The following is a 23,506-nucleotide window of genomic DNA, read 5'->3' as shown; positions in this document are numbered from 1 at the left end:
CGTGATCAACCTCGGGCGGCGTGGAGCGGCCGTCCTCATCGCGGTCGCGGGCATCGCCGCGTTCGGTGGCGGGGTCGGGATCGCGGCGCTGACGTCGCACCGGGCGAGCGCCCCGTCCGCCCTGGTCAGCGAACGTCCGATCGTCCTGCCCACGGCAGCGGCCAGCCGCACCCCGAGCGCCACCCCGCAGCCCAGCGCCACCCGCTCCCCCTCCGCCACTCCCCGGACCACGCCGACCCCGTCCGGCACGGCGTCGCCACGGACGGGCACGGTCGACGCGGCCAAGGAGTCACAGGTGGTGGCGCTGACCAACCGGGCACGCGTGAGCGCCGGCTGCGCCCCGCTGCGCATCGACTCGCGGATCACCCGGGCCGCCCAGGCGCACAGCGACGACATGGCCCGTCGCGGCTACTTCGACCACGACAGCCGCAACGGCCGCGACTTCGTCGACCGGATGCGCGCCGCGGGCTACCCGAACCCGGGGGCCGAGAACATCGCGGTCGGCCAGACCTCCAGCTCGGAGGTGATGCAGGCGTGGCTCGCGTCGCCCGGGCACCGGCGCAACATCCTCGACTGCACGCTGACCACGATCGGCGTCGGCTACGCGGCCGACGGGTCGTACTGGACGCAGGACTTCGGCCGTTAGACCTCGAACCGGTAGCCCATGCCCGCCTCGGTGATGAGGTGCTTGGGGTGCGCCGGCTCGGGTTCGAGCTTGCGCCGCAGCTGCGCCATGTAGACGCGCAGGTAGTTGGTCTCCGAGCCGTAGTTCGGTCCCCACACCGTGCGGAGCAGCTCCTTCTGGCCCACGAGCTTGCCGCGGTGGCGCACCAGCAGCTCCAGCACGCCCCACTCCGTCGGCGTCAGGTGCACCTCGGTGCCGTCCGCGCGGACCACGCGCTTCGCGGCGAGGTCGACCCGGAAGTCGCCCGCGTCGACGACGGGCTCGCCGTCGACGGTCGCGACGGCGGCCCGGCGCACCGCGGCCCGCAGCCGGGCCAACAGCTCGGCCATCCCGAACGGCTTGGTGACGTAGTCGTCGGCGCCCGCGTCGAGCGCGCGGACGGTGTGCGCCGACCCGACGCGGGCCGACAGCACGATGATCGGCACCGTGGTCCAGCCGCGCAGGCCCTCGATCACCTCGACGCCGTCCAGGTCGGGCAGGCCCAGGTCGAGCACCACCACGTCGGGGCGGCCGTCGGCGGCGGCGCGCAGCGCCGCGCCGCCGTCGGGGGCGAGGAGCACCTGGTAGCCGTGGGCGGTGAGGTTGATGCGCAGCGCGCGCAGGATCTGCGGGTCGTCGTCGACGACGAGCACGCGGTGCGCGGTCATCGCGGGGCCTCCGGGAGCGACACGACGACCGTCAGGCCGCCGCCGGGGGTGTCCTCGGCCGTCAAGGTGCCGCCCATGACGTCCAGGAAGCCGCGGGCCACCGACAGCCCCAGCCCGACCCCGGCGCGTCCGTCGCGGTCGCTCGGGTCCGCGCCCAGCCGCCGGAACGGCGTGAACAGCGCGTCCAGCTCGCGCTTCGGCACGCCCGGCCCCGAGTCCACGATCCGCAGCTCGACGCGGTCGGCGTACGCGCTCGCGCGCAGCACCACCGGGGCGCCGGCCGCGTGGCGCAGCGCGTTGTCCACGACGTTGGCCACGACGCGCTCCAGCAGCCCGGCGTCGGCGACGACGTCGGGCAGCGACTCGTCGATCTCGACGGTCACCCGTCCACGGTCCTCGATCCCGACCAGCGCGAGCGCCACCACCTCGTCGTAGCCGACGGGCGCGAGCAGCGGTTCGACGGCGCCGGCGGCCAGCCGGGAGGAGTCGAGCAGGTTGTCGACGAGCGCGCTGAGCCGGTCGACCGACTCCTCGACGGTCTCGGCGAGCTCGCGGCGGTCGGCCTCAGGGAGGTCCAACGTCGGGTCGGCGAGGCTGTTCGCGGCGGCCTTGATCGAGGTCAGCGGGCTGCGCAGGTCGTGGCCGACGGCCGAGAGCAACGTGCTGCGGATCTCCGTGGCCTCCGCGCGCCGGCGCGAGTCGTCGGCGGCGGCCGCGGCGCGCTGGCTGCGCAGGGCGAGCAGCGCCTGCCCGCCCACGACCTCCAGGAGCCGCCGGTCGGCCGCCGGCAGGGTCCGGCCCAGCCCGATGAGGTGCAGGTCGGTCTCCACCGCGACGTCGACGTCGGCGTCGTCGGGGTCGAGGCATCCGGCCGGTCCCGCCGACGCCACGCACGTCCAGTGGTCGCTGCCGGGCGGCACCTGCTCCAGCAGCGCCACCGCCGTCAGCCCGAACGCCTCCTGCACCTTCTCCAGCAGCCGCGGCAGCGGATCGGTCCTGGTCAGCACGGTGCGCGCGAACGAGGCGAGCAACGCGCCCTCGGCCCGCGCTCGCGTGGCCTGCACCGCCCGCCGCGCCGCACGGTCCACCACGAGCGCGACGAGCACCCCGACGACCGCCATGGCGACGACCGTGACGGCGTTCTCGGGCTGGCTGATCGTGAACGAGTAGATCGGCGGGGTGAGGAAGAAGTTGAGCAGCAGGCCGCCGAGCACCGCCGCGAGCAGCGCCGGACCGAGCCCGCCCACCAGCGCCACCACGACGGTGGCCAGGAAGAACAGCACGACGTCGGTGGACAGCCCGATCAGGTCGCGCAGCAGCACGCCCAGCACCGTCGCGATCGCCGGGAGCAGCAGGGCGAGCGCCCAACCCAGCACCTTCCGCAGCTCCGACAGCCCGGTGCGCAGTGCGGGCAGCCGCAGTCCGCGGCCCGCTTCGGCGTGGCTGACCATGTGCACGTCGATCGTCCCGGAGTCCTGGACGACCTTCGCGCCGATGCCCTCGTCGAACACGCGCGCGAGGCGGGAGCGCCGGGACGTGCCGAGCACGAGCTGGGTGGCGTTGGCGCCGCGGGCGAACTCCAGCAACGCCTCCGGCACGTTCTCGCCGCCGACGACCGTGTGGAAGCTCGCCCCGACCTCCTCGGCCAGGGCCCGCAGCCGCGGGATCGCGCCGACGGGCGGGCCGGCCAGCCCGTCCCCGCGCAGGACGTGCACGGCGAGCAACTCGGCGGCCCCCGACCGCTTCGCGATGCGGGCGGCGCGGCGCAGCACGGTCTCGCTCTCGCTGTCGCCGGTGAGCGCGACGACCACGCGTTCGCGGGTCTCCCACACCTCGTCGGTGCGGGCCTGCGCGCGGTAGCGCTGCAGCGCGACGTCGACCTCGTCGGCCACCCACAGCAGCGCCAGTTCCCGCAGCGCCGTGAGGTTGGACGGCTGGAAGTAGTTCGCGAGCGCCGCGTCGATCTTGTGGGCGGCGTAGACGTTGCCGTGCGCGAGGCGGCGGCGCAGCGCCTCCGGAGTGATGTCGACCAGCTCGAGCTGCTCGGCCCGGCGCACCACCTCGTCGGGCACGGTCTCGCGCTGGCGCACGCCGGTGATCCGCTCGACGACGTCGCCGAGCGAGGCGAGGTGCTGCACGTTCACCGTGGTCAGGACGTCGATGCCGGCGTCGAGCAGCTCCTCGACGTCCTGCCAGCGCTTGGCGTGGCGCGAGCCGGGTGCATTGGTGTGCGCCAGCTCGTCGACCAGCGCTACCTCGGGCTTGCGGGCGAGCACCCCGTCGAGGTCCAGCTCCTGCAGTGGCCCGCCGAGCGCCACCATCGGCACCACCTCGATGCCGTCGAGCAGCTCGGCGGTGCGGGCGCGGCCATGGGTCTCCACCACCGCCGCGACCACGTCGGTGCCGCGCTCGATCCGCCGGCGCGCCTCGCCGAGCATCGCGTACGTCTTGCCGACGCCGGGCGCCGCGCCGAGGTAAATGCGCAGCTCACCCCGTCTCATGCGGTCATCCTCCTCGCACGGCGAGGTTCAGCTCCGGCACGTTCACCGTGGGCTCACCCAGAAAGCCGAGGATTCGCCCGGACGTGGCCTGCGCGACCAGCTGCTGCACCCGCGCGACGGGCAGCCCGGTCACCCGCGCGACCCGGGTGACCTGCAGCTGCGCGTAGGCCGGGCTGATGTCGGGGTCCAGGCCGGACGCGGACGCCGTCACCGCGTCCGGCGGGACGAGCGCCGGATCGACGCCCTCCCGCTGGGCGACGAGCGCGCGACGCTTCGTCACGGCGTCGAGCAGGTCCGTGCTGGACGTGCTCTTGTTCGAGCCGCCGGACGCGCCGTCCGGTGCTGCGGACGGGCGGGTGTGGAACCACGGATCCGTGGCCGGATCGGCGGCGACCGGGTCGATCCCGATCAGCGCCGACCCGACGACGGTCCCGTCGGGCGTCGTGACCGGCGACCCCGCCGCCTGCCGGGAGAGCCCGGGGAGCTGGGCGACCGCCCACACCGCGGCCGGGTAGGCCACCCCGAGGAGCAGCGTGAACGCCACCAGGATGCGCAGGCCCGCCGCGGTCTGGCGGGTGAGGAGGGAGAGCATGGTCTACAGCCCCGGAATCAGTCGGACGAGCAGGTCGATGAGGAAGATCCCGACGAACGGCGTCACCACACCGCCGAGCCCGTAGATCAGCAGGTTGCGGCGCAGCAGCGCAGCCGCGCTCGTGGGGCGGTAGCGCACCCCGCGCAGCGCGAGCGGGATCAGCGCCACGATCACCAGCGCGTTGAAGATCACCGCCGAGAGGATCGCCGACTCCGGCGTCGCCAGCGCCATGACGTTCAGCGCGCCCAGTGAGGGGTAGATCGCGACGAACATCGCCGGCAGGATCGCGAAGTACTTGGCGAGGTCGTTGGCCAGGGAGAACGTGGTGAGCGCGCCGCGGGTGATGAGCAGCTGCTTGCCGATCTCGACGATCTCGATGAGCTTCGTCGGGTCGGAGTCGAGGTCGACCATGTTGCCGGCCTCCTTGGCCGCGGCCGTCCCCGTGTTCATCGCGACGCCGACGTCGGCCTGCGCGAGCGCGGGCGCGTCGTTGGTGCCGTCGCCGGTCATGGCGACCAGCCGCCCACCCTCCTGCTCCTTCTTGATCAGCGCCATCTTGTCCTCGGGCGTGGCCTCGGCGAGGTGGTCGTCGACGCCGGCCTCGGCCGCGATGGCACGGGCGGTGCGCGGGTTGTCGCCGGTGATCATCACCGTGCGGATGCCCATCGCGCGCAGCTCCGCGAACCGCTCGACCATGCCCGGCTTGACGACGTCGGAGAGCCGGATGACGCCGAGCACCCGATCGCCGTCGGCCACGACGAGCGGTGTCCCCCCTTCGTCGGCGACCCGCTCGGCGTCCGCCCGCACCGTCGAGAACGAACTTGTGGTGATCGAATCGCCCTGTTGATCACCACAAGTTCGTTCTCGACGCGTGGCCCGGGCGAGGACCGTCGCCGCCGCACCCTTGCGGATCTCGCGGCCGCCGATGTCCGCGCCCGACATCCGCGTCTGCGCCGTGAACGGGACGAACTCCGCGACCGCCTCCTCGGCGGTGGCCTCGGCCGGCAGCCCGTACTGCTGATGGCAGAGCTCGACGATGCTGCGGCCCTCCGGCGTCTGGTCGGCGAGGCTGGACATGCGCGCGGCGGCGGCCAGTTCCTCGACCGTGACGCCGGGCGCCGGCAGCAGCTCGGTCGCGCGCCGGTTGCCGAAGGTGATCGTGCCGGTCTTGTCCAGCAGCAGCGTGTCGATGTCGCCGGCCGCCTCGACCGCCCGGCCGGAGGTGGCGAGCACGTTGCGCTGCACCAGCCGGTCCATGCCGGCGATGCCGATGGCCGAGAGCAGCGCGCCGATGGTGGTCGGGATGAGGCACACCAGCAGCGCGGTGAGCACGATCAGGTTCTGCTGCTGCCCCGCGTACGCGCTCATCGGCGCCACCGCCACGACGGCCAGCAGGAAGATGATCGTCAGGACGGCCAGCAGGATCGTCAGCGCGATCTCGTTCGGCGTCTTCTGCCGGGACGCGCCCTCGACCAGCGCGATCATGCGGTCGACGAACGACTCCCCCGGTTGCGTCCTGATCTCGACGACGATCCGGTCCGACAGCACCGTCGTGCCGCCGGTGACGGCGCTGCGGTCGCCGCCGGCCTCGCGCACCACGGGCGCCGACTCACCGGTGATCGCGGACTCGTCGACGGTCGCGATGCCCTCGACGACGTCGCCGTCGCCGGGGATCGTCTCGCCGGCCTCGACGACCACGCGGTCGCCGATGCGCAGCTCGGTACCGGGCACCCGCTCCTCCCCCGTCGCCGTCAGCCGGCGGGCGACGGTGTCGCGCTTGGTCGCGCGCAACGCCTGGGCCTGTGCCTTGCCGCGGCCCTCCGCGACGGCCTCGGCGAGGTTCGCGAACAGCACGGTGAACCACAGCCACACCGCGATCAGCACCGCGAAGACGCTCGGCTGGAGGATCGCGAAGACCGTGACCAGCACGGACCCCACCCACACCACGAACATGACGGGGTTGCGCAGCTGCGCGCGCGGGTCGAGCTTGCGCAGCGCCTCGGGCAGGGACCGCCACAGCTGTGCCGGTGCGAACGCGCCCGCGGCGACCGACCGCGCCGCGGCGGGCGCGACCGGCCGTTCCTCGAGCTGGACCGTCATGAGAGTGCCTCCGCGATGGGCCCCAGCGCCATGGCCGGGAAGAAGGTGAGGGCTGCGACGAGCAGCACGGTGCCGCCGACGAGCACGCCGAACAGGGCGCCGTCGGTGGGCAGGGTCCCCGCGCCGGGCGCGACGCGGCGCTGCTCCGCGAGGACGCCGGCGAGCTTGAGCACGGCGAGGATCGGCACGAACCGGCCGAGGAGCATCGCGAGCCCGAGCGTGGTCTGGAAGAAGTCGCTGGTGACGGTGATGCCGGCGAAGGCGCTGCCGTTGTTGTTCGCGGCCGACGCGTACGCGTAGAGGACCTCGGAGAACCCGTGCGCGCCGTCGTTGCCGAGCGCGCTCAAGGTGTCCGGCAGGGCGATCGCCAGCCCGGCCCCGATCAGCACGATCGCCGGCATCGCGAGGATCGAGATCGACGCTGCCGTGACCTCCTGGCGGCCCAGCTTCTTGCCGAGGTACTCCGGGGTGCGCCCGACCATCAGACCGGCGAGGAACACGGCGATGACGGCGAGCACGAGGATCCCGTAGAGGCCGGCGCCCACACCGCCGGGCGCGACCTCACCGAGCAGCATGTTGAGCAGGGCGATCCCGCCGGCGCCGCCGGTGAAGCTGTCGTGCAGGGAGTTCACCGCACCCGTCGACGTGCCCGTCGTCGAGACGGCGAACAGCGTGGAGCCGGGGATGCCGAATCGGACCTCCTTGCCCTCCATCGCCGCACCGGCCGCGACCGCGGCCGGCCCGTTCGGGTTGGCCTCGGCCAGCCACGCCAGCGCGACGAACACGCCCCAGATCGCGCCCATCACCGCGACCAGCACGGTGCCCTGCCGGGTGTTGCGCACCATCGTCCCGAAGGTGCGGGTCAGCGCGACCGGGATCACGAGCAGCAGGAAGATCTCGAAGAGGTTCGAGAGCGCGTTCGGGTTCTCGAACGGGTGCGCGGAGTTGGCGTTGAAGATGCCGCCGCCGTTGGTGCCGAGCTCCTTGATCGCCTCCTGCGACGCCGCCGGGGCCAGCGGCAGCGTGTGCTGCGCGCCGTCGACGGCCGTCACGTCCAGCCCAGCGGAGAACGACATCACGACCCCCGTCGCGACCAGGACGATCGCGGCGAGGAAGGCGAACGGCAGCAGGATGCGGGTGACACCGCGGGTGAGGTCGACCCAGAAGTTGCCCAGGCGGCCAGAATTCGGCTCCGTGGCCGACCGGGCGAACCCGCGCACCAGCGCGACCGCGACGGCCATGCCGACCGCGGCCGACACGAAGTTCTGCACGGCCAGCCCGGCCGTCTGCACGGTGTTGCCGAGCACCTGCTCGGGGACGTAGCTCTGCCAGTTCGTGTTCGTCACGAACGAGATCGCGTTGTTGAACGCCATCGCCGGCTCGACCGGACCGTGACCGAACGCCATGGGCAGCAGCGGCTGCAGGCGTTGCAGCAGGTAGAGCAGCACCACCGAGACGAACGAGAAGCCGAGCACACCGGCCGCGTAGCCGCTCCAGCGCTGCTCGGCGCCGGAGTCGACCCGCACGAGGCGGTAGAGCCACCGTTCGAGGGCCCAGTCGCGCTCGTCGGAGTAGACGCGCGCCATGTAGTCGCCCAGCGGGCGGTAGGCGAGCGCGAGGAGGATCAGCAGGGCCGCGATCTGCAGCAGCCCCGCGACGACGTCCGGGAGCATCAGAACTCCTCCGGGCGCAGCAGGGCGACGACCAGGTAGCCGAGCAGGGCGAGCGCGACCAGCCCGCCCACGACGTAGGCGATGGTGTTCACAGGGCGTCGAGCCCCCGCAGCATCAGCACCAGCAGCGCGAAACCGCCGATCAGCAGCAACGCGTAGGCCAGGTCGGCCATGACGGACACCTCCGAGCAGCGGCCCGCCACCGTGGCGGGCCGTGTCGAAGGGTCGTCCGAGCCGGCCCCGATCGAGTGGGTCCGCAACGGCCCGTTGACGCCGGGACCGGTCCACGTTGACGCGTTCTTGACGCCCGCGTGGCCGCCGTCACCCGGTAGCGGGTCAGCCCGTCGGCGCGGCCGCGGGGGGTGCGGTGGTCGGTGCGCTGGTCGGTGCGCTGGTCGGTGCGGCGGCCGACGGCGTCGGCTGCGGCACTGCGACGACCAGCGGGCGGGGTGGGACGGTGTGGCAGCGGCCCGTGGCCGGGTCCTCCTCCCTGGTCCCGCGCGGGTAGGGCCGCAGGTCCGGGCCGGTCGGCGACGCGGCGGTCGGGTACGGGTCGTAGCAGTAGTCCACGGCGCGGGCGTCGATCGGCCGGCCGTCCTGGTCGAAGAGGTACACGCCGGTGAGGGGGTTGCCGAAGGCGTCGACGGGGCGGATGTCGCGGATCGGGCGGCCGTCGTCCTGGTAGAGGCCGGCCGGCGGGCGGTACGCGGTCGCCCGCGTGTGGCCGCCGGGGACGTTCCAGCCGTCGAGCGCCAGCGGCACCAGCGCCACGGCGAGCGCGTTGAGCGGCACGACCAGCCACAGCCAGCGCCGGTCCCGCTTGCTGGCGAACCCGAGCCAGACCGACACCGGGACGCCGACCACCGCCAGGACGGCGGCCGCGAGGAGGTCCCCGAAGAGGGCGCCCACCAGCAGCCCCGCGACCACCGCCCGCAGCAGCCACCAGGCCGGCTGCAGGCTCGCCAGGAAGTCGGTCACCGCGCGGGCGGCCGATCCGGGCGGCGGGACGGCACCGACGAACCGACGCACCACCGGCAGGGCCGCGACCGACGGCACGTCCTTGCCGTCGCGGGCGATGAGGGCCAGCGCCGGGATCGGGGCGAGCACGCCGATCAGCACGAGCAGCGGGTTGCGCGACAGCGTCCCGAGGGCGAGCCCGCCGGCTCCGACCAGGATCCCGGCCAGCGCCCAGCGGGCCGGCCACGGCGAGGTCGCCGCGACCGGTGCTGCGGCCGGGTACCCGGCGGCGGCCCGCAGCTCGGCCGCGTAGTCCGCGGGGGTGCCGAGGCGTGTGGTCAGTGGCTCGACACCCTCCCCCAGCTCGGCCGTCAGCTCGTCGAGGTGGCCGCGCACGTCGTCGAGGATCTCGTCGACCTCGGCCGCGGGGAGATCGGCGAGGGCGGCCCGCACTCCGTCGAGGTAGGCCTGCGCGGCGGTCGTCGTCTCCTCGGAGCCCGTGCTCATGCCCCCACCAGCCCTTCCATCGTGGCGGCGAACTCCCGCCACACCTTCGTGATCTCGCCCAGCCGGACCCGACCCAGGTCGTTGACGCTGTAGTACTTGCGGTGCGGGCCCTCGTCGCTCGCCACCACGTACGAGGTGAGCAGGCCGGCGTTGAAGAGGCGGCGCAGCGTGCCGTACACCGACGCGTCGCCGACCTCCTCCAGGCCGGCTGCGCGCAGCCGGCGGACGACCTCGTAGCCGTAGCCGTCGTCGCGAGCCAGCACGGTCAGCACGGCGAGGTCGAGCACCCCCTTGAGCAACTGGCTCGTGTCCATCGCACCCTCCTGCGCACCGCGAGCTACTGCGCATCGCACAATAGCCCGGACAGCGCAGGAGGTGAACCCGGGGTCCGGTCCCACGCGGTTACGCTGGCGCGGACCGTGGGAGGTGCAGCGGATGTCCGTGATCGACAACGCGATCTACATCGACGGCAAGCGGGCCGTGGTGCCCGAGTCGCTGGACCAGACGTTCGAGACGCTGCGCGACTGCGCGATGCGCGCCCGCGACGCCTTCTGCTGGATCGGCCTGCTCGATCCCTCGCAGGAGGAGATCGACGCGGTGGCCGCCGAGTTCGAGCTGCACTCGCTCGCCGTCGAGGACACGGTGAACGCGCACCAGCGTCCGAAGGTCGAGCGCTACGGCGAGGTCGAGTTCGTGGTGCTGCGCCCCGCCCGCTACGACGACGCCCGCGAGTCCGTGACGATCGGCGAGATCCACCTCTTCCTCGGCCCGTCGTTCGTGATCACCGTCCGGCACGCCGCACAGCCCGACCTCGGCCAGGTGCGCAGGCGCCTGGAGGAGGACCCCGGGCTGCTCGACCACGGCCCGTTCGCGGTGCTCTACGCCGTGATGGACAAGGTCGTCGACGACTACCTGCCCGTGCTCGAAGGCCTGCAGGTCGACATCGACGAGATCGAGACCCAGGTGTTCGGCGGCGACCCGGCCGTCTCCAAGCGGATCTACACCCTCAGCCGCGAGGTGATCCAGTTCCAGCGCGCCGTGGAACCCCTCGAAGAGGTCTTCGACGGCATCCGGGAACGGCTGAAGGAGAAGGCGGGCACGTTCGACCTGGAGCTGCGCCGCTCCCTGCGCGACGTCGCCGACCACGCCACCCGCGTGCTGGAGAAGACCGAAGGCTTCCGGCAGCTGCTCACCAACATCCTCAGCGTCAACGCGGCGCTCGTCGGCCAGCGCCAGAACGAGGAGATGGCGCGCATGACCGAGGCGGGCTACGAGCAGAACGAGCAGATGAAGCGCGTGTCGTCGTGGGCGGCCATCGCGTTCGCCCCGAGCCTCGTCGCCGGCATCTACGGCATGAACTTCACGCACATGCCCGAGCTGGACTGGCCGCTGGGCTACCCGATGGCGGTGGGCCTGATGATCCTCGCCGCCGGGCTGCTGTACGTGCTGTTCAAGAAGCGCGGCTGGCTCTGAACGGAGTCAGTGCACGCCCTCCATCTGCCGGCTGATCCACGGCGCGATCGCGTACATCACCAGGCCGATCACGATCACCACGAACCCGTTGACGCCGAAGTAGGCGCCCTCGTGCTCCGGCGAGTAGAACGCGGCGAGCCTGCCCGACAGCGACGTGCCGATGCCGACGGAGAAGAAGTAGAGCGCCATCATCTGCGCGCGGAACGCCTCGGGTGCGAGCTTGGTGGTGACGGAGAGCCCGATCGGCGAGATCAGCAGTTCCGAGACCGCGAAGAACGCCAGGATCACGAGCACCGCGATCGCCGGCGTCGACTTCCCGGTGCCACCCGCGAACAGCAGGAACAGCAGGAACGCCACGCCCATGCCGATCACGCCGTAGGCGAACTTGCGAGGCGTGGACGGCGCCCGGTCGCCCAGCCGCGTCCACATCGCGGCGAACACCCCGGACAGCAGGATGATCCAGATCGGTTCCTCGGAGCCGATGAAGTTCGACGGCGCGGTCCAGCCGAAGACGTTCCAGTCCATGCGCTCGTCGGAGTACACGGCGAGGGTGGTGAAGATCTGCTGGAACAGCGCCCAGAAGGCCGCGTTCGCGATGAACAGCGGGATGAACGCGCCCACCCGGGCGCGCTCCGGCGCGGTCACCCTGGGGCTGGTCAACAGCAGGTAGAAGTACCCGACGGACGCGATGACCAGCACCGTCGTGACGACGTTCGACACGTCCGCCAGCGGGACGAGCCCGGTGAGCAGGACGACGGCGATCACCACCACGACCGCGACGATGACGCCGGCCGCCACCGGGTAGGCCGAGCGCGGCAGCGGGTTGGTCGGGTGGCGGCCCGCCGTGCCGAGGTTGCGGCGGAACACCACGTACTGGATCAGGCCGAGCGCCATGCCCACCGCGGCAGCACCGAACCCGACGTGGAAGCCCAGCGAGGTCTGCAGCAAGCCCGTCACGATCGGTCCGACGAACGCCCCGAGGTTGATGCCCAGGTAGAACAGGGTGAACCCGCCGTCGGCGCGCACGTCGCCCTTCGCGTACAGGGTGCCGAGCAGCGAGGACGCGTTCGCCTTCAACCCGCCGCTGCCCAGCGCCACCAGCACGAGGCCGACGCCCACACCGGCGAGGCCGGGCAGCACGGCCAGCGCCAGGTGGCCGAGCACCACCACGACCCCGCCGTAGAAGACGGTGCGCTCCATGCCGAGCACCCGGTCGGCGAGCCAGCCACCGAGCACCGTCGAGAAGTAGACGAACCCGCCGTACGCGCCGACGATCCCCGTGGCCGTGGGCTGCGGGAGGCCCAACCCGCCCTGCTCCAGCGAGTAGTACAGGTAGTAGGCGAGGATCGTGAGCATCCCGTAGAACGAGAACCGTTCCCAGAGCTCGACGCCGAACAGGTTGGCCAGGCCGATCGGATGGCCGAAGATCGTGCGGTCGGGCAGTTCACCCTCCGCCGTGCGCACCTCGCCGTGCTCGTTCCCCGTCTCCGACATCGCTCCCCCGTTCGTCGTCGGACGGTCACCCGGTGTACGCCGGCTCGCTACCGTCGTCAAACGCAGGCAGATGCCTACGTCGCGCAGACCACGCTCGCGCGGTTCGGCACGCCGGGTTGGCCTAACCTCCGGCGTATGACGCAACCGGGCCTCGTACGGCGCCTCGGACTCACCGACGCCGTGGTGCTGGGCATGGGGTCGATGCTGGGCGCCGGGGTGTTCGCGGCGTTCGCGCCGGCGGCGTCGGCGGCCGGTGCCGGCCTGTTGATCGGGCTGGCGGTCGCGGGCGTGGTGGCCTACTGCAACGCGATGTCGTCGGCCCGGCTCGCGGCCGTGTACCCGGAGTCCGGCGGCACCTACGTGTACGGTCGCCGCCGGCTGGGACCGGTCTGGGGGTTCCTCGCCGGGTGGGGGTTCGTGGTCGGCAAGACCGCGAGCTGCGCCGCGATGGCGTTGACGTTCGGCGCGTACGCGTGGCCGGCGCACCCGGCGCTCGCCGCGGCCGGCGCCGTCGTCGTGCTGACCGCTGTGAACTGCGCCGGCGTGACGAAGACGGCGGGTCTGACCCGCGTGCTGGTCGCCGTCACGCTGCTCGCGCTGGCGGCCGTGGTCGCCGCGGGGCTCGGCGGCGGGGCGGTCGACCCCGCGCACCTGGGCGGCCCGGTGTGCAGTCCGGCCGGGATCGGCCAGGCCGCGGCCGTGCTGTTCTTCGCCTTCGCCGGCTACGCGCGGATCGCCACGCTGGGCGAGGAGGTGCGCGAGCCGGCCACCACCATCCCGCGGGCCATCCCGATCGCGCTGGCCGTCGTGCTCGCCGTGTACGCGACGGTCGCGGTGACCGCGCTCGCGACGGTGGGGCCGGCCGCCCTCGCCTCCTCGCCGACACCGCTGGCCGACGTGGTGCGCTCGGGCACGTGGGCGGGGCTGGCGCCGGTCGTGCAGGTCGGCGCCGCCGTCGCGTCCGCCGGGGTGCTGCTGTCGCTGATGGCGGGCATCGGGCGCACCACGCTCGCCATGGCCCGCGACGGCGAGCTGCCGGCGTTCCTCGCCGCCGTCCACCCGCGGTTCCGGGTGCCGCACCGCGCCGAGCTGCTGCTCGGCGTGGTCGTGCTGGTGATCGTGCTGGTCGCCGACGTGCGCGGCGCGATCGGCTTCTCCAGCTTCGCCGTGCTCGGCTACTACGCGATCGCCAACGCCTCCGCGTGGACGCTCGACCGGCACGACGGCGGCCGTCTGCACCGGCCGGTCGCCGCGCTCGGCCTCGTCGGCTGCGTGGTGCTGGCGTTCACCCTGCCCGGCCCGACCGTGCTGGCGGGCGCCGCGGTGCTGGTCGCCGGCCTGGTCGGACGGGCGGTGGTCACTCAGCTGCGGGCGCGCGGGCGCGGCTGACACCGCGGGCAGCTGTAGGAGCTGCGGTTCATGAACTGCTCGCGGCGGATCGGCGTGCCGCAGCGCCGGCACGGCTGGTCCTCCCGGCCGTACGCGTCGAGCGAGCGGTCGAAGTAGCCCGACGCCCCGTTGACGTTCACGTACAGCGCGTCGAACGACGTGCCGCCGGCAGCCAGCGCGGCGTCCATCACCTCGGCCGCCGCGCCGAGCACCGCGCGGCCCTGCGCGCGGGTCAGCTTCTCCGTGGGGCGGCTGCCGTGCAGACGTGCGCGCCACAGCGCCTCGTCGGCGTAGATGTTGCCGATGCCCGACACGATCGTCTGGTCGAGCAGGGCGCGCTTCAGCTCGGTGCGGCGCCTGCGGATGCCCGCGACGGCCGCGTCGAGGTCGAAGGCGGGGTCCATCGGGTCGCGCCCGATGTGCGCCACCGGCTCCGGCAGCAACCCGCCACCAACGGCGGGCACGAGCGGGTGGATCGACATGCCGCCGAAGGTGCGCTGGTCGACGAACCACAGCTGCGGGCCGTCGTCGGCGAAGCGCACCCGGACCCGCAGGTGCGTGGCCGGCGGCCGCTCGGCCGGCGCGACCAGCATCTGCCCGCTCATCCCGAGGTGGGCGAGGACGGCGTCCGAGCCGATCCCGGCGTCGTCGAGCTCCAGCCACAGGTACTTGCCGCGGCGGGAGACCGCGGTGATGGTGCGCCCGGCCAGCCGGCCGGCGAAGTCGAGGTCGCCCTCGACGTGCCGGCGCACTGCGCGGGGGTGCTCGACCGACACCTCCGCGATCGTCCGGTCGAGGACGTGGTCGGCGAGGCCGCGCCGCACCACCTCGACCTCGGGCAGCTCGGGCATGGACGTCAGTCGGTGTTGCTCGCCGCGTCGGCCTCGGCCTTCAACGTGCGGTAGGCCAGCTCGGCGGCCTTCTGCTCGGCTTCCTTCTTCGTGCGGCCGGCGCCGTCGCCCAGCTCGCGTCCGCCGACCACCGCGGTGGCGGTGAAGACCTTCATGTGGTCGGGTCCGCTCTCGCCGATCACGTACTCCGGCACGCCCAGCTCGGCCGACGCCGTGAGCTCCTGGAGGCTGGTCTTCCAGTCGAGGCCGGCGCCGAGGAGCGGCGCGCCGAGGAGAAGCTGCTCGAACAGCCGGTGCACCACGTCACGCGCGGTCTCCAGCCCGTGCTGCAGGTAGACGGCGCCGATCAGCGCTTCCATGGCGTCGGCCAGGATGCTGCTCTTCGACCGGCCCCCGGTCAGCTCCTCACCGCGGCCCAGCAGCAGGAACGCGCCGAGCCCCGACCCGCCCAGCACCGCCGCCACACCGGCGAGGGCGTGCATGTTGACCACGCTCGCGCGCAGCTTCGCCAGCTGGCCCTCGTGCAGGTCGGGGTGGTCGCGGTACAGCCGCTCGGTGACGACGATCGACAGCACCGAGTCGCCGAGGAACTCCAGGCGCTCGTTCGTCGGCAGCCCGCCGTTCTCGTACGCGTACGAGCGGTGCGTGAGCGCGAGCGTCAGCAGCTCGTCGTCGATCTTGACGCCCACGGCTTCGAGCAGCTGGCCGCGGTCCTCGATCGGCCCCAGCGAGCCTCGTTCCACCACGTGATCCCCTGGGGTTGCGGTTCACTCCGCCGGCAGGCGGTCCTGCAAGGCGGCCCACCGGGGGTCCAGTGTCTCATGCCCGTGCCCGGGCTCCAGGTCGGCCCACTTCTCCCCGCAGCCCGTGCAGAGCCCGCGGCAGTCGTCCCGGCACAGCGGCGCGAGGGGCAGTTCCGTGATCATGGCGTCACGGACCGTCTGCTCCAGGTCGATCTGCTCGTCGACCACGCGGGGCAGCTCGTCGGAGTCCGTGGTCTCGTCCGTGGCGCTGTCCGGGTAGGCGAACAGCTCCCCGAGCTCGACGTCGATCTCGTCGGTGAGGGGGTCGAGGCAGCGGGCGCACTCCCCCTCCAGGGCGGCGTGCACGGTGCCGGACACGTAGACGCCCTCGGTGACCGCCTCGAGGCGGACGGCCAGCTCGACGGGGGAACCCTCGGGCACGCCGATCGTCTCGATGCCGAGACCGGGCGCCGGCGCCGGGATGGTGCGCTCGTAGGTGCGCATGTTGCCGGCGCGGCGGCCCAGCTCACGGGTACCGAAGACCCAGGGGCTCGCGGGATCGGGACGGCCGGCGGCGGGGTGGTGCGTACTCACCCTGACCAGGGTAGGCCTCGCACCGGGAACACTCAGCGCGGCGGGGTGACCCGCATCGTGGCCTTGCCGCCGCTCACCCCGTCGACGGTGACGGTGTAGGGGCCGACCGGGGTGGCCGGGCCGGGCCGCAGCGTGACGCTCGGCCCGCCCTGCAGCCGCACCTCGACGCCGTCGGCGGAGATCGCGGCGATCGTCATGGGCGGGCCGCTGCCGCAGGTCAGGGTGGTGACCCCGTTGACCGTGCTGACCCGGCCGCTGCCCCCGCGCATGCTGACGCTGCCGGTGCCCGCCTCGATCCGGCAGGTGCCCGGTCCGTCGGGGGCGGGAGCGGCCGCCGGCGACGTCGCCGGGAGCGGGACCGCCTGACCGGCCGGGACCGCGGTGCCGGGCGTGATCGCGCAGCCCGCGACCGTCACTGCGGCGAGCGCTGCGGCGACCACGGCCGGCGCCCTCACGAGACGGCCCGCTGCGGCGGCGCGCTGCCGAACTCGTCGGCGACCAGTGCGGCCAGTTCCAGGTAGGCGTCGGAGGTCGCGGGCCGCAGCCGCTCGACCTCGATCCGCCCGCCCGCGGCCAGGTGCGGGTCGCGCGGGATCTCCACGACCGCACGGCAGCGCTTGCCGAAGTGCTCCCGCAGGCGTGCGGTGTCGACCTCGCCGCTGGTGCGGTCGGCCGACAGCACAACGACGGCCCGCTCGACGGCCTCCGCGAACCCGTGCGACACGAGCCAGTCGAGGGTCTTGCTGGCCCGGCTGGCCCCGTCGACGGTCGGCGAGCCGACGATCACGAGGCTGCTGGCGCGCTGCAGCGTGGCCTCCATCGCCGAGTGCAGCAGCCCCGTGCCGGAGTCGGTGATGATGATGTCGTAGTAGCGCGAGAGCACGCTCGTGACCTGCTCGTACCCGCGCCGGTCGAACTCGGTGCGCGCCGTGGGGTCCTGCGCGGACGCCACCACCTGCAGCCGGCCGATCAGGCTCGTGAAGCGCGCCACGTCCGGCAGTGCCTGGATGCCGTCGAGGTTCTCCAGCAGGTCGCGCACGGACCGTTCCGAGTCGCCGGTGAGGCGATCGGCGAGGGTGCCGGCGTCGGGGCTGGCGTCGATGCCGACGACGCGGTCACCGCGGTGCTCCGAGAGCATCAGCCCGAGCATCGCCGCCACCGTCGACTTGCCGACGCCGCCCTTCAGCGACAGCACCGACACGAAGTGGGAGCCGGGCAGCGGGCGCTGGATGCGGGCGACCAGCTCCTGGCGGTGCCGCTCGAGCGGGCCCAGGCCGGGGTTCACCGCCCCGCCGGTGAGCGAGTACAGCGCACGCCGCCATCCGACGGTGGGGACGTCCGACCGCGGCTTGACGATCGTGAAGTCGGTGAGTTCGGCGGCCGAGCGCGGGTCGCCGGGGTTGAACGCCGGCGGTGGCACCTGGCCCGGCGCGAACCGGCCGGCCGGGGCGGCCACCGGCGGGCGGGGCTGCGGCGCCCGCGGCGCAGCGGGGGCGGCAACGGCGGCGCCGCCGGCGGCGGGGTGGGCGCGACCCTGGCCGTGACGGGGATGCGCTGCGTGGCGTCCTCGGGCGGGGCGGGACGCGCGCCGACGACGGGCGGGGACGCCGGCGTGCGCACCGGGGGCGCCGGAGGGGCGGCCGGCGGCGCGGGCGCGACCTGCGGTTCCTCCGCCGGCGGGGCGGGCTCGGCGACCGGCGCCTGCGCGGCACTCGGCTCGGGTGTGCTGGCGGTCGGCGCGTCCTGTCCAGGATCGGCCGGCTGCGCGTCCGGGTGCGGCGGCACGAACGCTCGTTTCGGCATGTGTCCTCTCCCCCGATGCCGGACGCGGAACGCCGGTGGACGGGCGACCGGCCCGTCAGTCGCGGATGATCCTACTCAGAGGTCCCGCGCGCGGCCGGATCCGGCGCGGTCGCACGGCGCGCCGCATCGGCTCCGTCACGGTCCGCGACGGCGTTGCCGCAGTGGACGGCGGGTCCACGAACGCGTGGTCCTCGATTCCCGCGCCCGGCACCCGAACGGTTCAGCGAAGGCCGAGCACCGCTGCAAGATCCCCCAGCGCGGGAATGGCGTTCACCCGATAGACTCGCCGGTGCTGTGGTGGTGTGCACGATCCGCAGTGGGCAGCCGTCGGGCGCTGGGGGGCGTCCCGGTCACTCGCTAACGAGAGTGCACAGGCGGGCGATGAAGGTCATGTAGGTGATGTGCCGGGGTCGCCCACGAACCGTCGAGGCCGGTTGGTCCGTTCGGTCGCAGGCGACTGCGGCTGCCGGGCGACGCCGGTCGGGGCGGGTGAACTGTCCTAGGGGGGACACCGTATGAGCGAGCTTGCGAGCCAGTCATCCACACAGCGCTCCGCGCAGCGCCGGCCGAGCATCAGCGGGGGAGCGCGATGAGCGACCAGCCGACGGATCCGACCATCTGCGCTCTGCCGGGGTGCGACGTCGTCATCGAGCAGCCCGACGCCGGCGGGCCGCCCCGGCGCTACTGCTCGTCCGCCCACCGCGCTGCCGCGCGCAAGCAGCGGCAGGTCGCGCGCGCGGAGCTGACGTCCGCCCTCACCGCGGCCGTCGCCGAGTCCGAGCAGCCGACCCAGCGCGTCGAGGTTGCCGCGGTCGCGGCGGAGCAGCCCACCCGGCGCGTCGTGGTCGAGGCGCCGACGCAGACGGTGGAGGTCGAGCCGCCCACCGAGCGCATCCAGCGGGAGGTCCCGCAGCCGGTCGTCGAGGACGAGCCGGCCACCGAGGTCGCCGCGCGGGGTGCGGTCGAGCCGGAGCCGGAGCCCGTCACCGTGCGGATCCGGCCGGCCCTGTCCGGCGCCGCTGCGCGTCCGGCGGCGTTCCGCAACCCGTTCCGCGCCGCGGCCACGAGCTCCGGCACCCAGACCAAGCGGGTCCTGCGCCCGGAGAAGCGGCCCACGCTCCGCAGTGAGCGCAAGGCCACGGCCACCGAACGGCGTCGCCGCGCGGTCGCGAGCATCGCGATCGCCAGCCTCGTCATCGGCGGCAGCGGCTACGTCGTCGCCAACCCGCCGGCCGCGCCGGAGCCCACGGCCCTGCCCGTGGCGCCCGACAACAACAGCGGCGACTGGGCCGCCCGCGCCAACATCGCGCTGGCCAGCCTGAGCAAGCAGCTCGACGACGTCACCCAGGTCGAGAACGCCTGGAACACCAGCGGGATGGCCAAGGCCGGCAGCACGCAGCCGGAGGCCGTGCAGGCCCTGATCGCGCGGAAGAACCTCCTGCTGCAGCAGCGGGCCACGCTCGCCGCTCAGCTCGAGTCCTGGCGGTCGCTGCCCGAGGCCGAGCGGAACCTCGCCAACGCCGAGACCCAGCTGGCCGCGATCGAGCGCACCATCGCGTCGGCGCCGCAGGCGTCGACCAGCCCCACCGCGGTCGCCGCGGCCGGCACGCTCGGCGAGCAGCGGAACGCGCGCGCCCAGCAGCGCGACAGCAGCAAGGCGGCGGTCGACTCGCTGCGCAACGACGTGGCGTCGGCGATGTCGGCGCCGCTGCCCGACACCGACGACGACAGCACCCGCTCGGTCCTCGACGGCGTCCTCGCGCTCGTCGGCGGCTCCGGGTCGGGTGGCAACCACGACGGCGGCAGCCACGACGGCGTCGTCGACGTCGTCGCGGCCGGGGTGCCGCGCGACGACGAGGGCAGCAGCGGCAGCAACGGCGAACGCCAGGACTCCTCCACCGCCGCCGGCCCGTTCCCGGGCCGCGGTGGCAGCCTCGTCGACACGGGCGCGGACCGCAGCAGCGACAACGTCGCCGGCAAGAGCAACAACGGCGGCGGCAACGGTGGCGGCAACGACGACCGGGGCGGTGGTCTCGGCGGCGCCGTCGACACCGTGTCGCGCACCGTCGGGAACGTCGGCAACAGCCTGCTCGGTGGCGGCTCCCGCGGCTCTGATGACGGCGACGACGGCGGCGACTCCGACAAGGGCAACAACGACTCGGGCAACCGCGGCCACGACGACGACGACGGAGACAAGGGCGACAAGGGCGGAAACGGCTGGGGCAACGGCTGGGACAACGGCCGTGGCAACCAGCACGACGACGACAAGGACGACAACGAAGCTGGTCTGATCGGCGGCATCCTCGGCAACAACCGGCCGTCGGGCAAGGAAGAGCACCAGCGCCGCACCGGCAACGACTGGCTCGACCGTCACGGGCAGGGCAACGACACCGACGGAGTGGGCTCCGGTGACAAGCCGGGCTCTGGCGGCAAGGGCACTGACAAGGGCACTGACAAGGGCACTGACAAGGGCACTGACAAGGGCACTGACAAGGGTGACGGGAAGGGCACGGACAAGGGCGACGAGAAGGGCCCCGGCAAGGGCTCCGACGCCGGCGACAAGGGCTCTGGCAAGGGCACCGACAAGGGTGACGGCAAGGGTTCGGACAAGGGCGGCTCCGACAAGGGCGGCGAGAAGGGGTCCGACAAGGGCTCTGACAAGGGGTCCGACGACGGCGGTTCCTCCAAGCCGCAGGGCAAGGGCGAGCGGAACGCCGGCAAGTCCGGCGGCGACTCGGACGGCTCGTCCGACAAGGGCGGCTCGGACAAGGGCGGCTCAGACAAGGGCGACTCCGACAAGGGTGGCTCCGACAAGGGTGGCTCCGACAAGGGCGACGACGGCGGCAATAAGGGCTCCGACGGCGGCGACCACGACTCCGACAAGGGCTCGGAGAAGGGCTCTGACAAGGGCTCTGACGGCGGTTCGGACAAGGGTTCCGACGGCGGTTCCGACAAGGGCTCCGGCGGCGACAACGGCGGCGGCGACCACGGTGGCGACTCCGGCGGTGACCACGGCGGTTCGGACGACTGACGCCTGACGCTCACGACGAGGCCCGGTGCTCCATCTGGAGCACCGGGCCTCGTTGTCTGTCGGGGGGCTCAGCCCAGTGCCGGCACCTGCCCGGACACGGCGGGCGCCGACGGCACCCGGCCGGGATCGAACCCGTCGGCCACGTGCGCTGCGACCTGCAGGAACGCATCGCGGGTGGCGCGACGGAGCCGGTCGAGCTCGATCCGCCCGCCGGTGGCGAGGTGCGGGTCGAACGGGATCTCGACGACGGCCCGGCAGCGGGCGGCGAAGTGCTCGCGGACCCGGGCGGTGTCGACGTCCTTGCTCATGCGGTCGCACGAGAGCACGACGACGGCGTCGGCGGCGGTCTCGGTGTGGCCCTGCGCCTCCAACCAGTCGAGCGTGAGGCTGGCCCGGCTGGCGCCGTCGACGGTCGGCGCGCCGACGACGACGAGGCTGTCGGCGACGGCGAGGGTGCCCTCCATCGCGGAGTGGACGAGCCCGGTGCCGGAGTCGGTGATCGTCACGTTGTAGTAGCGGGCGATCAGCGCGCTGACCTGCTCGTACTCCTCGCGGCGCAGTGCCGCGCTCATGGCGGGGTCCTGCTCGGACGCCAGCACCTGCAGCCGTCCGGCGAGGCTGGTGAAGTGGGCGATGTCGGTGAGCGAGCGGGTGTGCTCGAAGTTGCGGAGCAGTTCGCGCATGGTGACCGCGGTGTCGGCGGTGAGCCGGTCGGCGAGGGTGCCCGCGTTGGGGTTGGCGTCGATCGCGATGACGCGGTCGCCGCGGTTCTCGGCCAGCACGAGACCGAGGCACGCGGCCACCGTCGTCTTGCCGACGCCACCCTTGACCGAGGTGACGGCGACCCGGTGCACCCCGCGCAGCGGCCGCCGGATGCGGGCGAGCCACTCCTGTCGGGCCGTCTCGGCCGCGCCGAGACCGGGGTTGACCCAGCCGCCGGTGGCGGCGTACACGGTGCCGCGCCAGCCGCGGCGCGGGCGGTCACCGCGGAACCGGACGACGGCGTCCTCGGCGATCTCGGCGGCCGTGTGCGTCATGACCGGCGCGACCGGTGCCGGTCGCTGCAGGTGCGTCGTGTGTGCCTGTGTCTGTGTCACTCGTGAGTCACTCCCCCGCGCCGACCCCCCGGCCGGCGGCTAGCTCGCGGTGAGCCTACGTGACGAACTGGTCGGCCATGAGCGCGGCGAGCTCGTACGCGGCGGCGCGGGTCTGCGGCCGCAGGCGGCTGAGCTGCACGCGTCCGCCGGTGGCGAGGTGGGGATCGTGCGGGATCTCCACGACGGCCCGGCAGCGGGCGGCGAAGTGCTCGCGGATGCGGGCCAGGTCGACCTCGTGGCTGGTGCGGTCGCACGACAGCACTGCCACCGAGTCGGTGGCGAGCGAGCCGTGGCCGTGGGCGAGCAACCAGTCGAGGGTCTTGCTGGCGCGGCCGGCCCCGTCGACGGTGGGCGCGCCGACGATGATCAGGCTGTCGGCGAGCTTGAGGGTGCCCTCCATCGCGGAGTGCACCAGTCCGGTGCCGGAGTCGGTGATGATGACGTTGAAGAACCGGTCGAGGAGCGCGCAGATGTGCTCGTACTCCTCGCGGCTGAACGCGTCACCCGCGGCCGGGTCCTGCTCGGACGCCAGCACCTGCAGGCGGCCGGCGAGGCTGGTGTAGCGGGAGACCTCGGTCCAGGTGTTGATGCGGTCGAGGTCGCGCAGCAGCTCCCGGACGGTGACGTTGGACTCGCCGGTGAGCCGGTCGGCGAGCGTGCCGGCGTCGGGGTTGGCGTCGACGACGATCACGCGGTCGCCGCGGTTCTCCGCCATCACCAGGCCCAGCAGCGTGGAGACCGTGGTCTTGCCGACACCGCCCTTGATCGAGGTGACGGCGATGCGGTGCGACTGCAGCAGCGGGCGCCGGATGCGGTGCAGCACCTCCCGCTCGCGCAGCTCCTCCGGGCTCGGGCCCGGGTTGAGCAGGCCGCCCGACATGCGCAGCACCGCGCGCCGCCAGCCGCCGACGGGCTCGTCGGAGCGGGCGCGCAGGATCGCCTCGCTGGACAGCTCGGCGGCCGACTTGGGGCCCTGCGGTGGCGGCGGCGTGCCGTACTGGCTCTGCTGCGCCGGGAACAGCGGCGGCGGCGGTGCGGGCGGCCCGAACTGCGGGACGGCCTGCTGCGGACCCGTCTGCTGCGGCGGCCCCTGCGGGCCTACGGCCTGCGGTGGCGGGCCTCCGGGAGCCGGCGGCCCGGGGGGCGGGTAGGGCGGACCCGTCGGTGCCGACATCCCGCTGCTGCCCCCTTGCTGGTCGTGCTGCACGACGTTCGGGTCGCCACCCTGGGCGGTGAGATCGCGTGGCTCCAGGCGATGCCCATAGCGATCCCACCAGGTCGTTGGATCGGGCTCAACCCGGCGGTCCCCCACGCCCGGCACAATACCTTCATTCGGCCGCGGACGTGCTGGAACGGGTCCGACCGAGATC

20 protein-coding genes are annotated in these 23,506 nt (G+C 73.4%); 4 read left to right on the top strand and 16 right to left on the bottom strand.

The features are described from left to right. The first annotated feature begins 1 nt into the window (after position 1). A complete protein-coding gene (locus tag ACQEVB_RS19295; protein WP_432973171.1) occupies positions 2-646 on the top strand; it encodes a CAP domain-containing protein in 645 nt (214 codons plus the stop codon). On the opposite strand, the gene ACQEVB_RS19290 is transcribed toward ACQEVB_RS19295, so the two are convergent. From ACQEVB_RS19290 to ACQEVB_RS19255, 8 genes are all read right to left on the bottom strand, one after another. After that, complete coding sequence (locus ACQEVB_RS19290) at positions 643-1,332, bottom strand: response regulator (RefSeq protein ID WP_432973169.1); 690 nt, start codon at positions 1,330-1,332, stop codon at positions 643-645. The genes ACQEVB_RS19295 and ACQEVB_RS19290 overlap by 4 nt on opposite strands. Beyond that, positions 1,329-3,833 (bottom strand): DUF4118 domain-containing protein, encoded by a 2,505-nt coding sequence (locus tag ACQEVB_RS19285; RefSeq protein ID WP_432973166.1) that lies wholly within the window; start codon positions 3,831-3,833, stop codon positions 1,329-1,331. The genes ACQEVB_RS19290 and ACQEVB_RS19285 overlap by 4 nt, the downstream gene beginning before the upstream one ends. 4 nt (positions 3,834-3,837) lie before the next feature. Beyond that, complete coding sequence (locus tag ACQEVB_RS19280; protein ID WP_432973163.1) at positions 3,838-4,425, bottom strand: potassium-transporting ATPase subunit C; 588 nt, start codon at positions 4,423-4,425, stop codon at positions 3,838-3,840. 3 nt (positions 4,426-4,428) lie between these two features. Continuing rightward, positions 4,429-6,525, bottom strand: coding sequence for a potassium-transporting ATPase subunit KdpB (gene kdpB / locus ACQEVB_RS19275; protein ID WP_432973160.1), 2,097 nt, complete (start codon positions 6,523-6,525; stop codon positions 4,429-4,431). Beyond that, positions 6,522-8,198, bottom strand: coding sequence for a potassium-transporting ATPase subunit KdpA (gene kdpA / locus ACQEVB_RS19270; RefSeq protein WP_432973157.1), 1,677 nt, complete (start codon positions 8,196-8,198; stop codon positions 6,522-6,524). The genes kdpB and kdpA overlap by 4 nt, the downstream gene beginning before the upstream one ends. Then, a complete protein-coding gene (gene kdpF, locus ACQEVB_RS19265; protein ID WP_432973154.1) occupies positions 8,198-8,290 on the bottom strand; it encodes a K(+)-transporting ATPase subunit F in 93 nt (30 codons plus the stop codon). The genes kdpA and kdpF overlap by 1 nt, the downstream gene beginning before the upstream one ends. A gap of 243 nt (positions 8,291-8,533) precedes the next feature. Next, positions 8,534-9,661 carry a DUF1700 domain-containing protein gene (locus tag ACQEVB_RS19260; protein WP_432973151.1) on the bottom strand — a complete coding sequence of 376 codons (1,128 nt, stop codon included), beginning with the start codon at positions 9,659-9,661 and terminating at the stop codon, positions 8,534-8,536. After that, the gene (locus ACQEVB_RS19255) at positions 9,658-9,975 is read right to left on the bottom strand and encodes a PadR family transcriptional regulator (RefSeq protein WP_432973148.1); all 318 of its coding nucleotides are present in this window, start codon (positions 9,973-9,975) and stop codon (positions 9,658-9,660) included. The genes ACQEVB_RS19260 and ACQEVB_RS19255 overlap by 4 nt, the downstream gene beginning before the upstream one ends. Before the next feature lie 121 nt (positions 9,976-10,096). Between ACQEVB_RS19255 and ACQEVB_RS19250 the strand changes: the two genes are divergently transcribed. Next, on the top strand, positions 10,097-11,134 hold the full coding sequence (locus ACQEVB_RS19250; RefSeq protein WP_432973145.1) for a magnesium and cobalt transport protein CorA: 1,038 nt from the start codon (positions 10,097-10,099) through the stop codon (positions 11,132-11,134). A 6-nt stretch (positions 11,135-11,140) separates the two neighbouring features. Here ACQEVB_RS19250 and ACQEVB_RS19245 read toward each other — a convergent pair whose 3' ends face one another. After that, a complete protein-coding gene (locus ACQEVB_RS19245) occupies positions 11,141-12,628 on the bottom strand; it encodes a peptide MFS transporter (RefSeq protein WP_432973142.1) in 1,488 nt (495 codons plus the stop codon). A gap of 135 nt (positions 12,629-12,763) precedes the next feature. Here ACQEVB_RS19245 and ACQEVB_RS19240 point away from each other — a divergent pair, with 135 nt between their 5' ends. Further along, positions 12,764-14,017: an APC family permease gene (locus tag ACQEVB_RS19240; RefSeq protein ID WP_432973139.1), complete on the top strand. Its 1,254-nt coding sequence runs from the start codon at positions 12,764-12,766 to the stop codon at positions 14,015-14,017. Here the strand turns inward: ACQEVB_RS19240 and mutM are convergent. Genes mutM through ACQEVB_RS19215 form a run of 5 tightly spaced genes read right to left on the bottom strand, consistent with a single transcriptional unit; the run spans position 13,990 to position 17,661 of the window. Further along, positions 13,990-14,868 carry a bifunctional DNA-formamidopyrimidine glycosylase/DNA-(apurinic or apyrimidinic site) lyase gene (gene mutM / locus ACQEVB_RS19235; protein ID WP_432973136.1) on the bottom strand — a complete coding sequence of 293 codons (879 nt, stop codon included), beginning with the start codon at positions 14,866-14,868 and terminating at the stop codon, positions 13,990-13,992. The genes ACQEVB_RS19240 and mutM overlap by 28 nt on opposite strands. Positions 14,869-14,873: 5 nt before the next feature. Beyond that, positions 14,874-15,614 (bottom strand): ribonuclease III, encoded by a 741-nt coding sequence (gene rnc / locus ACQEVB_RS19230; RefSeq protein WP_432973133.1) that lies wholly within the window; start codon positions 15,612-15,614, stop codon positions 14,874-14,876. Positions 15,615-15,635: 21 nt separating this feature from the next. Next, positions 15,636-16,205 carry a YceD family protein gene (locus tag ACQEVB_RS19225; protein ID WP_432973130.1) on the bottom strand — a complete coding sequence of 190 codons (570 nt, stop codon included), beginning with the start codon at positions 16,203-16,205 and terminating at the stop codon, positions 15,636-15,638. 32 nt (positions 16,206-16,237) lie between these two features. After that, positions 16,238-16,660: a hypothetical protein gene (locus ACQEVB_RS19220; RefSeq protein WP_432973127.1), complete on the bottom strand. Its 423-nt coding sequence runs from the start codon at positions 16,658-16,660 to the stop codon at positions 16,238-16,240. Next, positions 16,657-17,661 (bottom strand): MinD/ParA family ATP-binding protein, encoded by a 1,005-nt coding sequence (locus tag ACQEVB_RS19215; protein WP_432973124.1) that lies wholly within the window; start codon positions 17,659-17,661, stop codon positions 16,657-16,659. Before ACQEVB_RS19215 ends, ACQEVB_RS19220 begins: the two co-directional genes overlap by 4 nt. 936 nt (positions 17,662-18,597) lie before the next feature. Here ACQEVB_RS19215 and ACQEVB_RS19210 point away from each other — a divergent pair. Then, positions 18,598-21,039, top strand: coding sequence for a hypothetical protein (locus tag ACQEVB_RS19210; protein ID WP_432973121.1), 2,442 nt, complete (start codon positions 18,598-18,600; stop codon positions 21,037-21,039). Between the two features lie 68 nt (positions 21,040-21,107). On the opposite strand, the gene ACQEVB_RS19205 is transcribed toward ACQEVB_RS19210, so the two are convergent. Both ACQEVB_RS19205 and ACQEVB_RS19200 read right to left on the bottom strand, forming a co-directional pair. Beyond that, positions 21,108-22,136, bottom strand: coding sequence for a MinD/ParA family ATP-binding protein (locus tag ACQEVB_RS19205; RefSeq protein ID WP_432973118.1), 1,029 nt, complete (start codon positions 22,134-22,136; stop codon positions 21,108-21,110). A gap of 55 nt (positions 22,137-22,191) precedes the next feature. Then, positions 22,192-23,310, bottom strand: a complete 1,119-nt coding sequence (locus ACQEVB_RS19200) for an AAA family ATPase (protein WP_432973115.1) — start codon at positions 23,308-23,310, stop codon at positions 22,192-22,194. Positions 23,311-23,506: the final 196 nt, after the last annotated feature.

This window comes from Pseudonocardia sp. CA-107938, assembly GCF_050936315.1.
Lineage (GTDB): Bacteria > Actinomycetota > Actinomycetes > Mycobacteriales > Pseudonocardiaceae > Pseudonocardia.
This window is presented reverse-complemented; position numbering and strand designations above follow the sequence as displayed.